Annotated in this window: 15 protein-coding genes; all 15 read right to left on the bottom strand. The window is 69.4% G+C overall.

Annotated features, from left to right (window positions below; genetic code table 11):
- Positions 1-10: 10 nt before the first annotated feature.
- The 15 genes from J7E88_RS12930 to J7E88_RS12860 all read right to left on the bottom strand — a co-directional run bounded on the left by J7E88_RS12930 (position 11) and on the right by J7E88_RS12860 (position 14,950).
- Positions 11-919 (bottom strand): helix-turn-helix domain-containing protein, encoded by a 909-nt coding sequence (locus J7E88_RS12930; RefSeq protein WP_215180353.1) that lies wholly within the window; start codon positions 917-919, stop codon positions 11-13.
- Positions 920-930: 11 nt separating this feature from the next.
- Positions 931-1,242: a hypothetical protein gene (locus J7E88_RS12925; RefSeq protein WP_215180351.1), complete on the bottom strand. Its 312-nt coding sequence runs from the start codon at positions 1,240-1,242 to the stop codon at positions 931-933.
- 157 nt (positions 1,243-1,399) lie between these two features.
- Positions 1,400-2,533, bottom strand: a complete 1,134-nt coding sequence (locus J7E88_RS12920; protein WP_251022548.1) for a PD-(D/E)XK nuclease family protein — start codon at positions 2,531-2,533, stop codon at positions 1,400-1,402.
- A gap of 69 nt (positions 2,534-2,602) precedes the next feature.
- Positions 2,603-3,577 (bottom strand): recombinase RecT, encoded by a 975-nt coding sequence (locus J7E88_RS12915; RefSeq protein WP_215180349.1) that lies wholly within the window; start codon positions 3,575-3,577, stop codon positions 2,603-2,605.
- Between the two features lie 20 nt (positions 3,578-3,597).
- Positions 3,598-3,942, bottom strand: a complete 345-nt coding sequence (locus J7E88_RS12910) for a hypothetical protein (RefSeq protein WP_215094035.1) — start codon at positions 3,940-3,942, stop codon at positions 3,598-3,600.
- Positions 3,943-4,046: 104 nt separating this feature from the next.
- The gene (locus J7E88_RS12905) at positions 4,047-4,253 is read right to left on the bottom strand and encodes a hypothetical protein (protein WP_215180347.1); all 207 of its coding nucleotides are present in this window, start codon (positions 4,251-4,253) and stop codon (positions 4,047-4,049) included.
- An 87-nt stretch (positions 4,254-4,340) separates the two neighbouring features.
- Positions 4,341-4,910, bottom strand: coding sequence for a hypothetical protein (locus J7E88_RS12900; RefSeq protein WP_215180345.1), 570 nt, complete (start codon positions 4,908-4,910; stop codon positions 4,341-4,343).
- A 168-nt stretch (positions 4,911-5,078) separates the two neighbouring features.
- Entirely contained in the window at positions 5,079-5,516 is a 438-nt protein-coding gene (locus J7E88_RS12895) for a hypothetical protein (protein WP_215094029.1), read from the bottom strand.
- A gap of 111 nt (positions 5,517-5,627) precedes the next feature.
- Complete coding sequence (locus tag J7E88_RS12890; RefSeq protein WP_215094027.1) at positions 5,628-5,873, bottom strand: hypothetical protein; 246 nt, start codon at positions 5,871-5,873, stop codon at positions 5,628-5,630.
- Positions 5,874-5,899: 26 nt separating this feature from the next.
- Positions 5,900-7,075, bottom strand: coding sequence for a peptidoglycan-binding protein (locus tag J7E88_RS12885; RefSeq protein ID WP_308307487.1), 1,176 nt, complete (start codon positions 7,073-7,075; stop codon positions 5,900-5,902).
- A gap of 181 nt (positions 7,076-7,256) precedes the next feature.
- A complete protein-coding gene (locus J7E88_RS12880; RefSeq protein WP_215180341.1) occupies positions 7,257-7,697 on the bottom strand; it encodes a hypothetical protein in 441 nt (146 codons plus the stop codon).
- Positions 7,697-8,800, bottom strand: coding sequence for a hypothetical protein (locus J7E88_RS12875; RefSeq protein WP_215180339.1), 1,104 nt, complete (start codon positions 8,798-8,800; stop codon positions 7,697-7,699). The genes J7E88_RS12880 and J7E88_RS12875 overlap by 1 nt, the downstream gene beginning before the upstream one ends.
- The gene (locus tag J7E88_RS12870) at positions 8,800-9,729 is read right to left on the bottom strand and encodes a hypothetical protein (RefSeq protein WP_215180337.1); all 930 of its coding nucleotides are present in this window, start codon (positions 9,727-9,729) and stop codon (positions 8,800-8,802) included. The genes J7E88_RS12875 and J7E88_RS12870 overlap by 1 nt, the downstream gene beginning before the upstream one ends.
- An 11-nt stretch (positions 9,730-9,740) precedes the next feature.
- Positions 9,741-10,682, bottom strand: a complete 942-nt coding sequence (locus tag J7E88_RS12865) for a phage tail domain-containing protein (RefSeq protein WP_215180335.1) — start codon at positions 10,680-10,682, stop codon at positions 9,741-9,743.
- Positions 10,682-14,950, bottom strand: a complete 4,269-nt coding sequence (locus tag J7E88_RS12860) for a phage tail tape measure protein (protein ID WP_215180333.1) — start codon at positions 14,948-14,950, stop codon at positions 10,682-10,684. The genes J7E88_RS12865 and J7E88_RS12860 overlap by 1 nt, the downstream gene beginning before the upstream one ends.
- Between the last annotated feature and the right edge of the window lie 33 nt (positions 14,951-14,983).

The following is a 14,983-nucleotide window of genomic DNA, read 5'->3' as shown; positions in this document are numbered from 1 at the left end:
TGCAAATGGCCTATCTGTCAGCTGAGTTGGATGGGGGCATGCGCCCCCTGCGGGCCAGCTCCTTCGTGCGCTGACGGGCCATCGCCAACGCTGCCGGGTCCGCCTCGGCAACCCGGCGCTCCTGCTCGGCGAGGAACTCCCTCAGCCACTGCTGCTGCGAGGCGTGCTCGTTCTCGGCGGCCTCGCGCCGGGCCTGTTCACGACCGGCCCGCGGGTTGGTGCCGCACCCCCGGCAGTTGCCGACCGGCTGCGGGTGCTTGGAACAGCCGGTCGGCGGCTGTTGTTCACCGGCCCGGTTCGGCTCCCCCGCGGCGTCAGCCGTGGGGGTAGGGGGGAAAGGAAGGACAGAGGAAGGACAAAGGAAGGAAGGGGTTTCACCGGTGAAACCCCCGGGGTTCCACTCGTGGAACCCTCGGGGTTCCACCGGTGAAACCCTGAGGGAGTCCTCATCAGGGTTTCGCGGGTGAAACCCTGGGCCGCTGCCCTGCTCTGTTCCGTGTGGGGTGCGCGGAGCGGTGCGCGCTTCAATGTCCTCGTGGGTCATGGCGGGTTTCGACGGCGCGGCACGCTTGATTCCGAGGCGTGCCTTGCGCGGGTTCTTCGGCGCGGCCTGCTCCAGCTCCCTGCGGGATTGCAACTCGTCCTTGGCCGGGACTGGCGGTACGCCCAGCGGGAACACCCGGTACTCGGCCGCGCGGCCGGCCCTGCCCGTCTCGATGCGTTCCACGAGCCCCTTCGCGACCAGCTCGGTCACGATGGTCACCGCCCGCTTGTCCGACACCCCTACCCACGCGGCCAGACGCGCCAGCCCCGGCCGGGACCTGCGGGTCTCGTCGTCGGCGGAATCACACATCTTCATCAAGGCCAGCTTCTGGCTCTGATTGACCACACCAGCAGGCAGATAGCCCGCCGCCACCATCAAGTGAATGCTCATGACAGGGCCTTGTCGCCGCAGCCGGGCATGGTGGGCACGCCGAGCGGGAACACCCGGTACTCGACCGTACGGCCGGCCCTGCCCGTCTCGATGCGTTCAACGAGCTCCTTGGCGACCAGCTCGGTGACGATGCTCGCCGCCCGCGTCTCCGAGACTCCCGCCCACGCGGCCAGGCCCGCCAGAGCGGGATCGGTCTTGCAGGTCTCGTCGTCGGCGGAATCGCACATCTTCATCAAGGTCAGCTTCTGGCTCTGGTTGACCACACCAGCGGGCAAGTTGGCGGCCAGCAGCATCAATTGGGCACTCATCGAAACCTCTTCGGGTTGTGTGGGCATTTCGGTGATGGTGCGGAGGACGGCGGTTGCCGTGCTCCACACCGGGGTCTGTTCTGGGTCACGTCCGGTTCAGGCCGCACTGAGGTAGGGGCAGGACCAGCAGCGGTCCTGCCCCTCTCGGGGTGCGGGGTCAGGGCTTCTTGCGCAGGGCGACGTTGATGCTCACCGACGTGCGCCGGTCGAGGTCGAGCCGGACGGGCACGGGTATGTTCGCGGCCTTGAGCTGCGCCCTCATCGCCGATGCGTCCGGTGCCATCGGCACCTCAAGGCCGGCACGCCGGTACAGCGCGACCATGGCGTCCACGTCATCGACCTTGGTCGGATTGCCGCCGCTCCACGTCAGGACGTTCTCGCCGTAGACACCCGCATCGGAGCCGTCCAGCTTGTGCCGCAGGAACTTCAGGCGGTCCTTGAGCGGCTTCATGTCCGCGGTGACCTCGACGTACTCCGTCAGCGCCGCTTCCCGGTCGGCATCGTCCTGGATGAGGATGCTCTGCGGACGGCGGCCGGCTGCGACAGACCCCCAGCAGGCGGTCTTGAAGGGGCAGTGGTCGCAGATCGCCGACAGGCCCGGCCCCTCGAATGTGCGGGGCAGCTCCTCCGGCGTGCTGGCGGCCCTGACCTGCTGTACCCACCAGCGTGCGCCGGTGGCACGCTCGGCGTTGAACGCCATCTCCTGAATGTGGTCGTCGCCGTTGTCGCGGTTGATGAACCGGAAGCGGATACGGCCGACGTTCACCGGACCGAGGCGGGCGAGCTGCCGCTGTCCCTCGACATTCGCGAAGCCCTCGCTGCGCAGCAGGTCCGCGTACAGCAGCACTTGGCGGATCTCCGCGTCGCTGGCCCCGTAGCGCAGGACGTTGTCCCACTGGTAGGTGCTCTTGGTCTTCACGTCCTCGACGGTCGTCTCCTCGGCCGGGAGGTTCGGGCGCAGCCGCCTCGGCAGGCGGGCGGCGGTGTCGCCGTCGAGCTGGACGGCGTCGATGTGGCCCCGGATCGTGTCGTCCTCGACGCGGCGCTCGATGATCCACCCGTGCTCTTCGCGGGCGGCGGCCAGGATTCCGGCGTGCAGCCAGGTCCCGAGGATCGCCTTGCGCTTCTCGCCGCCGTCGGTGGGTGTGCGGCCGTGCAGGAGGTATCCGGCGCGGCGCGCGCACACGGTGTCGCTGGCGCCGATCTTGGTTTGCTGGGAGCGGGGGCGGCGTGCGTCAGCGGCGTGGGCTGCGGGCCACAGGCTGACGGGCCGCTCGGCCGTGATGGTCAATTCGGTCTCCAGGAACAGGGGGTGCCGCCCGCCGCGATGCGGGCGGCACCCGTGCGGATGGGGGGAAGGTCAGGAGGCGGCGGCGTCCTTGGCCGGTGTGGTCCGCTTCTTGGGAGCGGCCCGCCGACGCGCGGACGGGGCCTCATCGGCGCCCTCGGGCTGCTCCGGTTGCGGCGTGGTCCGCTTCTTCGGCGCGGGCTTCTGCTTCGCCGGCGCCTTCCTGCTGGCAGGAGCGGCGGCAGGCTCGTCGGCACTGCTGGCGCTCTCGTCGCTGTGCTGTTCGCCGTTTTCCAGGCCCGCGGCGGCCCGCAGGCGCTGGGCGGCGTCTTCGGCGATCCCGACGACGGCCTCGGCGTCGGCCTGCTCCATCTCCTCGTCCACGTACACACCGGAGAGGTCCTGCGGAGCGGCCATCCTCAAGGACCCGGCCTCGGAGCACTTGCGCAGCATGTGGGCGGGCATCTGCTGCCACATCTTCGCCACCACGTACATGCTGTTCTTGCGGTCGTAGTACGTGGGGGCGAACTCGTCCCACTTGGCGATGAAGGGGAACCGGGCACTCCCGCGCAGGACGGTGACTTTGACGGCGGCCGGGTACGCCTTCGAGAGCCACACGTCGTGGGCCTTGCCTTCGGAGTCGTAGTAGACGGTGTCCTCGTAGGAGATCGTCTCCCCGACCCTGGCTGCGGCCCTGTGGGCGACCGTCCGGAAGCCGTCGATGCCGGTCTGGATGGTCCACGTCTTGTCGGGCTCGTCGGGGTTGTCGGCGGCCTTCCAGTTCGTGCGCCCGATCATGTAGATCTGCCGGGCGAAAGGATCCAGACCGGTCCTGACGCAGTAGTGGAAGAACATCGCCAGGTGCCCGCGGGGAGCATGGGCCAGCCCGGGGCTGATCAGGGCGAGGGTGCTCAACTGCTTGTGGTCGAACTCTTGCTGGTCGCCACGCAGGACGATGGCGCTGGTTCCGCTGGAGGTCGACTTGGCGGGTGCCTCCATGACGGTGCCTTCAACGGCCTGGTTCTCGCTGGGTTGCTCGTCGTTCAACGTTTCTCCAAGAGCTTCGGTCAGTCGGTCCGCAAGGCGCGGACCTCGAATGCGGGGGCCCACTCCGGGTGGCGCTCGATGAGCAGCCGGACGTACCGGGAGCGGAAGTTGTTGTTGAGGCGGAACTCGTCGCCTTCGGTGGCGGTGGCGTAGCGCCAGCGCAGGACCTCGAAGAGCATCCCGATGCCGACGCGTCCGCCGCTGCGCTTGAGGTAGTCGGCGGTCAGGCTCTCCAGGGCTCGCAGGACCCATGGATTGAGCTGATGGAATGCCTCGAACTGCGCCTGGATCGTGGCCGCCTGACCGTCCGGCTGCCGCACGGCGTGGATCACCAGACCAGGAATCTCGTCCTGGACGGCTGCCATACCCCACCCCCTGATGACCAATTTCAAGAATGTCACCCATCTTGAGGGATGGGGGCCGGATGATCAACCCCACCGGCGGTGAGCGCGACTTCGCCCCGCCAAGGTCAGGCCGAGGTCACGCTCTCGGCCGCCTCCTCCATGGCCGCTTCCCGCTCCTCGTTGACCCGTGAGACATCGGCGAGCATGCGGACGGCGAGATTGGAGTCCGGGTGCTCCAGCACGTAGAGCGACAAAGCGGACTCGATCACCAGGACTTCTTTCGCCCCCATGACGGCGACGCCATCACCGGCAGACGTGTGCAGGATCTGCACGATTGCCTCCTTTGCGAATTGACCAACCCGAATGGGCATACGTTTATCTTATTCGCATTTCGGCTCTACGTACAGTGTTTACGCAGGTCAGAGGCCCTTTCGCGCATGTCGTCCCCGCGTGAGGACTTTCGATCCGGGACCGTCGTAGGTGCCGTCGCGCAGCGCGGCGACGACGGCCTCGTCCACCTCCCACGGCAGGCTGCGGGCGCTGGCGCGGAGCTCGGGCACCGCGTCGAGCACCGTGTCCAGCAGCCACAGCGGCGATCCCGACAGCAGCCAGTCATGGGGAGGGAACCGGCCGGTGGTGATCGCCGTGGCGAGATTGCCCTGCGAGGGCAGGTGGAAGATCTGGATGATCTCCTGCTGCCCGACGATCGCGGGCAGTTCCTCGCCGAGGTCCGCTTCCCAGCCCTCGCCCTGCTCGGCGATGAGCCGTTCTTTCACGCGTATGTCGACCTGCTTGAACCGCGTGGTGGTCGTGCCGTAGCGGACCGCGAAGCCCAACGGCCAGTAGCGGACACCCGAGACGACCATGGCCGTGGCCGGGTCCAGGGTGCGCCTGCTCGGGCTCAGCCACTGCCCGACCATCTGCGGCTCCACCCCGTACAGGGCAGCAAACTCCTGATGCCCCACCAGATACGGCTTGAGCCGATCCATCGCCCCGTCCTTCGCTCTCTCGCCTCGCGCGTGCCGACGGAAGAGTAACCGCACCGTGCCGCCGGCCTTCGGGCGGACGCTGCTATTGTGGGCGACGGTCTTTCTCCAAGAGGCCCCGATGGCCCCCGCTCCGGCGGGGGCCGTCTACTTTCTCGCGGTACTGCCCGGCTACGCGGGCTCCGCTGCCTCCTTAACGGGCGCGGCACGTTCGACGAGCTGGGGGCGGGCGTTGCCCCGGTGGCGCCGGGCCTGCCTGGTGAAGCGCAGCGCGTGCACGCTCTTGCCGGTGATTTCCCTAAAGCGCGCCGCGGCCTCTTCTTTCCGTAGCCGTCGCGTCCCCATGGTGAACACCGGTCCGCTCGGCCGCGAGCCGATCAGCTCGGCCAGCTGATGGGCGGTAGCGGAGGTGATCCCCGCCTCGTAGGTGCCGCCCTCCTTGGTGTCGTGGAAGACGATGAGGCGATCAGCGAGTTCCACATCCGGCACGTCCAGGGCGATCGCTTCGTCCAGTCGTACGTCGGACTCCGACAGGAGCTGCCAGACGGCGCGGACGGCGAGCGGGACCGACAGGTCCGCGAGCGCGGTGTCCACCTCCAAGTCGGTCACGATCAGATGCTCTGTGTTCACGAAGACCCCCAGGCCGCAGGAAGACACAAATGGTGCCCTCACGCTATCCGCAGAGTCGGACAACACCGGATCGGCCAGGGGTACTTCGTCTCAGCCGCGCATCACACCGAACACGGTCAGCGCCACCGCGGTGATGCTCGCGAGTACAGCGATGGTCGGCAGCGGCCACCGCGACCTCTCCAGCGAGGCGACCCGCTCCTCCAGGTCGTCTACCGCCTTGTCGGTCTGGTCGCTGCGCTGCACCAGTAGCGCGAGCTGCCCGTCGATGCGGGCGAGCCCCACTTCCAGGGCGCTGCGCAGCTCGGCCAGGGCCAGTGCGACCTCTCCCTCCGGCACGGGACTCTCCTTCCCTCCGGTTGAGGTCAGTGCTTGGGCGTGGCCGGGTCGCGCTTGAGCGGAAGCCAGGAAGCGGTGCCGGGCCGCCCGAGTACGGTGCCGAGGGTGGACTTCAGCGCCGACAGCGCCGCGGGTATCGCCGAGACGGCCGCGGCCTGCCACGCGGACAGCGACACCATGTCGGTCGTGCTGGAGGCTGCCATCAGCCCCAGCACCGACTGGAAGTAGGTGGCGATGGTCCGTTCGGCGACATCGGCGAGAGCCTGGGGCATGGGGTCGTTCTCCTGGTCGGGCTTGTTCGGGGTCGGTTCGGCTGCGCTGGCCTGGTGGAGGACACGCAGCTTGGCCCAGGTCTCTTGGCCCGGGATGCCGTCGGCGGCGGCGCCGTGGTGGCCTGCCTTGATCTGGTAGGCGGCGTAGGAGCGGCGGTGCGCGTCGTTCCACACCGGGCTGGGCGGGGCGTCGTAGCTGTCGCAGCCCTCTGCGATCAGCCGCTTCGCCATCGCCGTGATCACCGGTGAGGAGCGCCCAGCGCGGAAGAAGTCCTTGCCGGGATAGGCGGCGTACTTCGGCACGGGCTTCGGACCCGGCTTCGGGCCCGGCTCCGGCTTGGGATCGGGCTTCGGCTTGTCGGGAGCTTTGCCGTCGTTCTTGATGTGCCGGGCGACACGGGCGCGGAAGTCGTCCATGTCGATGCCAGCGGGGTCGGGCTTGGAGGGCTTCCACTCCTTGTGGCCGATGACGCTGTGCTCGTTCCATCCGTGGGCACGGCAGATCGCAGCGGCGGCGCGAGCCATGGCGTCGAGCTGCGCGGAGGGCCACGGCTGGCTGCCGGTGTTGATGCACTCGAAGCCGTAGAAGTGCCGGTTGCCGTCCGTGTCCTCCTCGTTGTCGCGCGGGAGCTTGTTCTTCTCCGCGATGACGGCGAGCAGCACGTCCGTATCGCCCATGCCCGCATGGTTCGCTCGGCCGTAGCCGACCAGGTGCACCGCGCCGGAGCGGTCGATCACGCCATGGCACAGCGGCCCGGGTAGGTCCTGGTAGCCGACACGGCACAGCTCCACCATGTCCGATTCGGACGAATAGGGCCCGGTGTGATGGATCATGACCCCGTTCACGGGGCCCCAGTTGCCATGGGTATTGCGGTTGTGGGCACGCCACTTGCCGTGCTCAACGACGCCAAGGCCCGCGTGCTTCAGCACGGACAAGAGCTTGTCCGCGCTCAACGGAGTTGCCACGCTCGCTTCGCATTTCTCCCCTGCGCCGTCTGGCATTCGACCAGGCCCGTCGGTGCGGGCCGGTCCCTCGGGAGTTGGCTGCGAAGCGTCGGGTGGAGGGTCACCCAGCCGTCATGGTACCCAGCGGTGCGTACTCGGGCGGGGCCTACTCCTCGGCGTCGCCATCGATGCGGCATGAGGCGCTGTCGAGGCTGAGCCAGGTGGCTTTCACGCTGCCGCCGTCCTGCACCCGCAGCGTCACTCCGCCCTTGGGGTCGAGGTCGAGATGGAGCTCACGGCGGTTCGCGTCGGAGGCCACCGGAATCGTGCGGGGCACGGAGGGCCAGTAGCCCTCCGGCAACAGGGCGATGGCCGCCCCGTCCGCCGCCCGGCCGCCCGTCAGTCCGATACGGCCGCTGAACTCCAGCGTGTCCCACAGGTTGGCGCGCATCTGGGGTGGCTGTGCAGGATCGGGCACGGCGGTGTCGCCGGTCAGCGGGAGGTCGCGCCACGGCGGGTACGGCGCGCGCCGGGCCCGCTCCAGGGCGGTCACCCGCCGCTCCAGACGAGCCAGGCGTCGCGCGAGCGCGGCGATCGTGTCGGGCATTACTTCTCCTCCGCCTGATCGCCGCTCTCCTCGGGCTTGACCGTGCGCTCCAGCTTCAGTGTCACGCGCTCGGGCGTCTCGCCGTCGCCGGGCCGTACGGTCCAACCGACAATGCGGTTCCAGCCGTCGTAGGTGGTGTGGGGTTCGTGTAGCCGGATACGGACGTCGTCTCCGATGCGCAGCGACTCGATCGGCGCGGCCGGGTGGTTGGTGATCTCCAGCTCGGTGAGCGTCGGCAGGATCTGCCGGGCCATGCGTTCACGCCGGGTGCGCTGCTTGACCTTGGTCTCGTCCTTCTCGCTGGTCTCCAACTTGTGCTCCAGGCGCAGCCGCCCGTTGCGGGCCCCATCGATGACGACCTTGCGCCTCTTGCCCTCGCCCGCGCCCAGCCCGATGACCCACTGGGCATACTCGTCGGCGTCCTCGATCACGTGTGGTTCGCCGACGACGTTGGCGCCGGTGGTGAACGTCAGGTCCTCGCGCCGCCGGCCGAGCTTGGGGGCGCCGAGGATGATGCGCCGCTCGAAGCGGCGCCCGCGCCAGGTGACGGTCTCGGACCACTCCAGGCCGTCATCGATCTCGGCCATCTCGTCCACGATCTCGCCCAGGTTGCGGGCGTCCCACTTGTGGGTGGTGTAAGGGTCCTTCGCGGTGCCGGCTGTGGCCTTCGACTTCGTGTCGTCCACCACGACCTCGAGGTCGCCGTCCGGCTGCTCCTGCGCGTACGCCCACACATCGCGGATCACCTGGCATGGGTCCGCCTCCACGTACGGGCCGCGCCCGCCGAGGTTGCCGTGCAGGTCGAAGCGGCGGTGCAGATAGCTGGTGAACCCGGAGGCTTCGACGGGGAGCTTGGGCCCCTGCGGTTCGGCTCGCCAGATGAGCCCACCCCACAGGAGCTTGGAGTTCCGCTCGGCGTAGATCACGGCGTTCCCGGCGTCGAGCATGTCGCCCAGTGAGCGGGCGAACGTGGGGGCCAAGGTGGCGCTGAGCGAGCCGGGCCCGGATATCTCCGGTCCGAACTCGACCTCGGTCAGCGGCAGGTTCCAGTGCAGGACCTCGCCGGTCGCGGCGCGGGCGACGATGTAGCGGTAGTCGGGCATCACACCGGGCTTTCCGTGAACTCGATGTCGGCGGTCACCGTGGTGCCCTTGGCCACGGACAGATCGCCGTCGCCATACTTGTCGATCTGGTTGATCTGCACCGCCAGGTGCTGCCGCGTACCGCGGTAAGCGGGCGGCACGGCGAGGGTGTCGGCAAGCACGACAGTGGCTCGGCGCGTGGTGGTGCCGTCGTCGTCAACCACGGTGGGCTTGGAGCTGCGCTCGCCCAGGCGCATGCGCAGCTCGGCGTAGATGGGGCCGGCCTCGGCGCGCAGGCCCGAGAGGGTGACCACGACGGTGGTCTTGGTCGCCCAGGCCGGAACGTCCACATCCCAGGCCGCGTCCTTGGGCCAGGCCGCCCAATGGCCATGCTTGGCGGGAACCTTCTCGGTGCTGTCGGGGTGCACGGTGCGCAGGGTCCGCTCGGTGCGCGGGTTGGCCAAGCGCCGCAGGTCGGTGATCATCTCGGCGGTGATCGCTGCGGTGTTGCGGGGGATGGTGATGCGCGCCAGGGGTATCGCGGTCATCTCCCGCACCATGGCCGTGTCGCGGCTGTCGATGCCCTGAATGAGGTGGAAATAGCCGATGTCCTCGCGGCGCGGGTCGCGCTCACCCTCGAACTCCGGGTCCTCGACCCGCAGAACAAGCAGGTCGGTGCGGGCGAACGGCCCGGTGGGCGGGACGTCGACCACGGCGTCGCCGATGTTGCTCTGGGTGTAGGCGCCCTGCCAGGGGCGTGCACCGTGAATGAGGGCGGAGCCGTCGCCGACACGGACACCGGCGCCGGGCGCCTCCAGAGGCCGGACCTTCAGGTCCCCGGCTTCGGCGATGCCCTGCCGGCCGCGCGCCAGGTCGCGGATCATCAGGCGCATCGCGCGGGCGTGGTGCTTCCCGCCGTTCACCATCATCGGGGGCTGGACAAGGGTCACTGCTGCTCCGTTCACAGGGCGGTGTACGCCGACCGCCACGACACGTCGAGTCGGCAGGTGCCGGTGGGATCCTCCGCGCTCCACGCGATCTCCGAGCGGCCCTTGGGGATGGCGAACATGTCGAGCCGCGACGCGGGCGTGAGGTCGTTTGCGACGTTGACGGTGCCGTTGCGCAGGGCCCAGCGGGTGCCGGGCCGGGTCTCCATGTCCACCCACTCCCCGGTGCGCAGCGACAGGCCGAGTTCGAGGACACGGCCGGTGACGGTGTTCCAGATCCGCGGATTGGTGACCGGGCCGTGGACGCGGATGCTGGGCCACGATGAGACGTTGCCCCGGTTGGTGATCCAGCCGGGCCGGTCGCCCGGGTCCGCGCTGCCGCATTCTGCGGGTGCGCACAGCGGCACGCTGGCCTGGCGGTCGTCGGGTTTGTGGTCGGCGGCCTGGTCGAGGCGGAGCGTCAGCTGTGACAGCTCGTCGGCGTACCAGCGCGGGTCGAGACCGGCGAACTCGATGTCCAGCGGTATCCACCCGTTGATCGCGTTGGCGGTGCTGGTGGCCTCCATGCGGCGCAGCCGCCCATACAGGCGGCGTATGCCGTGTCCGGGCCACCGGCCGCGCAGAACGGCCCGCCCCTCGGGACGGGTTCGGGCGGCCGGATCATCGACGGCCAGCTCCAGGCGGGCGAGCAGGTCGGCCGCCGCCACCGGGTCGCCGGGCGTCTTGATGCCGGCTTCCATGCGGATGGTGCGCGGGCCGTAGAAGTCCTGGCCCGGGTAGGTTCCGTCGCCGGTCGGGTTGTCCACATCCTGGGGACGAGTGGCGGGCGACCCGAGCCCTTCGACGTTCCCGACCGGGATGCGGGTGCCCGTACCGAGGACGACGCCGCCGATCTCGAACTGCCACGGGGCCAGCTCGATTTCGAGAGGTGGGGCCGTCGTGGTTGGTGTGCTCATCAAACCCTCCCGCCACGCTGGGCGTTGCGCAGGTTGCGCATCATTTCGGTGCCGATCTGCTCGGGGGACGCGCCGCTGTCGGTGACGGTGACCGGCATGGTGCCGATCAGCGGCTGCTGCTCGCGCACGACCACGACCTGGACGCGTCCGCCCGCGCGGGCATCGACCACGCGGCTACGGGCGCGGTCGGTCCCGGTGCGGATGTCGAAGGCGCGGACGACGCCGGCCATGACCTCCGCGTTCTTGGTCCTCTTGAACGAGCTGGCCATCACAGGGCTGTAGTCGCGGCTGGCGCGCTTGGTGACGCCTCCGTTGGCGAACCACTCCACCTGGCCGCCGAAGCGGCCGACCACGTCCTCGACAACTGCTTTACTGCGTTCCCGCTTTGCAGGCGAAAGCGGTACATATGCCTCGCCCAAAGTCTCTGGCTCACCCCATATGCGCCACGATCCGGCCGGAGCGATCTGCGCAACGTGCTGCTCGCGGCGGCGCCGACCGGCCGCTCCTTCCCGGACACCGCCGTTGGCGTAGTACTCGACCACCCCACCGTTGGCCTGGTTGAACCCCTTGTAGTTGGGGTTCTGGATCATGTCGGGGATGCCGTTGGCGTCCTTGTCATGCGACGAGGGCTTTCGGATCAGCGAGGTGAAGATCGGGATCGTCCTGCCGCGCAGCGCGTTGATGCGGCCCTGAATGTCCTCGGCCGCCTTCCGCGCGCCGCCCGTCGGGACGGTGACCTTGACGTTCTTGGAGCCGGGCACCTTCTCGATCCGGAATCCGAGCGCCTCCAGCTCCTTGCGGGCCTGCCCGGTTGGGGCGCGGACCGTGACCGACTTCGCACCCGGCGTCGCCCGGATCTTCACCTGCACCGCCTCCAGGCTCTTGATCGCAGCCCCGGTCGGCGCCGACACCCGCACGTTCTTCGAGTTCGGCGTCCGGCCGAGCTTGTCGATCAGCCCGTCCAGGTTCTTCTTCGCCCCGGCGGTCGGCGCGGTGATCTTGATCTGCCGGGTGCCCGGCACCGTCTTCACCGTGAAGCCGAGGGAGCGGAGCTTCTTCTGCGCGCCGTCGCTCAGCGAGTCGACCTTGATGGTCCGCTGCTTCGGCAACCGGTGGAACTCGGCCTGCACCGCGATCAGGTTCGCCAGCGTGCTGTCCATGCCCTTCGTCTGGAGCAGCAGCGACACCTTGGAGGGCAGCAGACCGAGGCTGTCGGCGACGCCCTCGGCCTGAGCCTTGGTCAGCCCGTAGCTGCGCGCGGCCCGGATCGCCTCGGCGCGCGCCCGGCTCATCTCGCCGCGGGCCTTCGCCAGCGCGGTCGGCAGGGCTTCGCCGTTGCGCTGGGCCAGGTCGTAGGTGGCCACTGAGGCGTCGGCCGCTGCGTCGGACAGGGCGGTGAGCTGGGTGTAGAGCTGCTGCCCGTTCCTGGTCGTGGTGTTGAGGGTCTTGTCCTGGTTGACCAGCTGCTTGCCGCCGTAGCCCTCCTTCTGGTTGACGTTTTTGCCGCCCTCCTTCAGGTCCAGGACGGCGCTGTTGACCTTCGCCTTCGCGGCCTGGAGGGAGATCTGGCCGCCCGACAGCAGGTCGAGGGCGCTCTTGAGCGAGCGGGTGCGGGTGTCGGCGTCAGCCGTCTCGTCGGCCAGGCCGCCGACCGCGGTCTTGAGCCGGTCGTAGGCGGAAGTGCCGTCCCCGGCGCCCTTCGTGGCCTTGGCCAGCTCCTTCGCGTTCTTCATCGCCCCGGCCATCTCGCCCTTCACGGATCCGAGCGCGTCGGCCGCGTCCTTGTACTGCTGCCCGAGCGGCGAGTAGTCCTGGATGGTCGCCTTGCCTCCGGCGATGTTCTTCCACACCTTGTGCCTGTCAGCCGTGGCCTGGAGCTTCTTCTGCAGCGCGTCCAGGGACGTGCCCTGGCCGAGGTAGGCGTCCGTGAGGGACGCGAGCGGCACGCCGGCCTCCTCCATGACCTTGGTGAGCTGCCCCTGCTCCGTTTTCGTGTCCAGCAGCGCCTGGGCGGCCTGGTTGCGGACGTTGCTGTCGATCTGCCCGCCGGACTCCCGAAGCGCGGAGGTCAGCGTGGAGACGCGCTGCTGGTGCTCGGCGGCGGCTTGCGCGGCCTTCTGCTGTCGCGCGGCGAGCAGCCCCAGGCCAACGGAGACACCGGCCATGGCGAGACCAAAAGGCCCGCCCAGCGCCCCGGAGATGCCGGACATGGCCGAGCGCAGACCCGAACCAGCCGCGCGCGTAACGCCGTTCATCGTCCCCATGAACGTCACGCCCGCGCCGTTCGCGCTGCGGAACGCGGCCGTCATGCTGCCGAGAAACCCCACCCGCGCCTGCACCGTGGCCCACGCTGCCCCGTACCGGGTCAGCGATCCACCGGTTGCGGCGGCGAGGGTCTGCTGTACCCGCATCTGCTGGGCAAAGGACTGGAAACCTGACCGGACAGGGCCGGTAACCGTGTTGGCGAGGCTGGTCAGGCCGGGCTGCGCCCTGCGGAACAGCAGCATCGCCAGGGCCGCCGACTGGATGGGCGCGGGCAGCGCACCGAAGGCGCTGACAAGCCCGCCCACCACGTGCCCGACCGGGACCAGGACGGCGGACAGGCCCGACACCGCATCCATGGCCACGTTCGCGACGGTGGCGATGATGTCGAGCGTGCCAGCCGCGGCACCGCCGTCCTTCCCCAGACCCGAGAGCGCGGACACGATGGGCTCGGCACCGTCGGCCGCGTTGCGCAGGACGTCGCCCAGCGTGCGAGCGGCATTGATCAGCAGGTTCAGACCCGTGGCAAGGGTGTGCTCGCCCAGCTCCTTGAGCGGCCCCAGCAGCCCCCGGGCCTCATCTATCAGACCGCCCAGGCCGGAGCCCGCCTTCGCCTTCAGCTCCGGCCCGTACAGGATCGCCAGGTTGCGGCCGTACTCCAGCGCGGTGGTCAGGTACGGCGTCGCCCCCGCCATCCCGCGCGTCAGCAGCCGGGTCACGTACTCCAGACCGGGAGCCATGCCCTCGTACAGCGCCAACCCGGTCTGCTTGGCCTGGGTACGCAGCTGCGTCATGGCACCGGTCAGGCCCTGACCGCGCGATGCGGTGATGGACGCGGCGGCCCCGGTCTGGCGCACCGCCACCGACAGCGCATCGAACGACTCGGTCCCCTGATGCGCCAACGCCGCCGCCCCGGACAGCGCAGGTTTACCGAACGCCCGGGTGACGCCGGCGGCGAAGTCCTTCTGGGACATCCGGTGTTCGGCCTTCGACAGGCCGTCGATCACCACGCGAAGGCCCCGGAACTGCCCCTGGGCGGTCCAGGCGTCGATCCCCAGGTCCTTCAGCGCGCCCCGCATCTGCGGCGTCGGCGCGGCCAGGTTCGCGAAAATGCCCCTGAGCGATGTGCCCGCCGTCTGCCCGAGGATGCCGCTCTTGCCGAGCATGCCGACCGCGGCAGCCGTGTCCTGCAACGAGACGCCGAGCGCGTTCGCAACCGGTCCGGCATACCGCATCGAGTAGTAGATGTCGGTAATCGAGCCGGAGGCATTGTTCGCGGTGGCGGCCAGCGTGTCCGAGGCCCGCGAAGCCTGATCAGCACCCAGACCGAATTGGTCCATGATGTCGCCCAAGTACTTCGCCGACGTTGCGGCGTTGACATCGGCAGCTGCGGAGAGCTGAAGCGAGGCACGTACGGCGTCGATGGACTGGTCCGCGCGGAAACCCGCCTTCGACAGCTCGACCATGCCCTCGGCCGCATCGGCCGCGGTCGAACCCGGAAGGCTCAGGTCGTTGCCGAGTTCCTGCGCGACGGCCGAGGCGCGCTTCATCTGTCCCGCGGTGGCCGAGGTGACCGCCCGGAACAGATTCATCTGCTTCTGGTAGCGGTTGCCTTCCTGGATCATCTCGCCCGCGCCCAGGAGCAGGCCGCCACCGGCGAGCATGTTGGTGGCGGACATGCCCCGCCTGCCCGCTCCAGCCGTGGCGCGCTGGAGCCGGGTCATGGAGCGGGCTCCGTCGTCCCCGGCCGCGCGCAGGCTGGCGCGGGCGGCTGCGGCGCGGGCGGAGATCCGGTTCAGTTCACCGACGGCAGCGCGGGTGGACCGGTTCAGCGCGGCGAACTGGCCTGCGAGGCGGGCCCCGTTCGCGTCGAGCCGGGCCAGGGACCGGTTCGCCGCGTCGGTGCGGGCGGCCAGGGTCCGCATCTGGCCGGAGGCAGCGCGAGTTCCCGCGATCAGGTCGCGGACCTCGGCGCGCATCGCGACCGTGAGGGTGAACCCGGCCACCGCGGCGGCCTCCTTACGTGGTGCGGGGGTGGA

Source organism: Streptomyces sp. ISL-10 (assembly GCF_018614575.1).
Lineage (GTDB): Bacteria > Actinomycetota > Actinomycetes > Streptomycetales > Streptomycetaceae > Streptomyces.
This window is presented reverse-complemented; position numbering and strand designations above follow the sequence as displayed.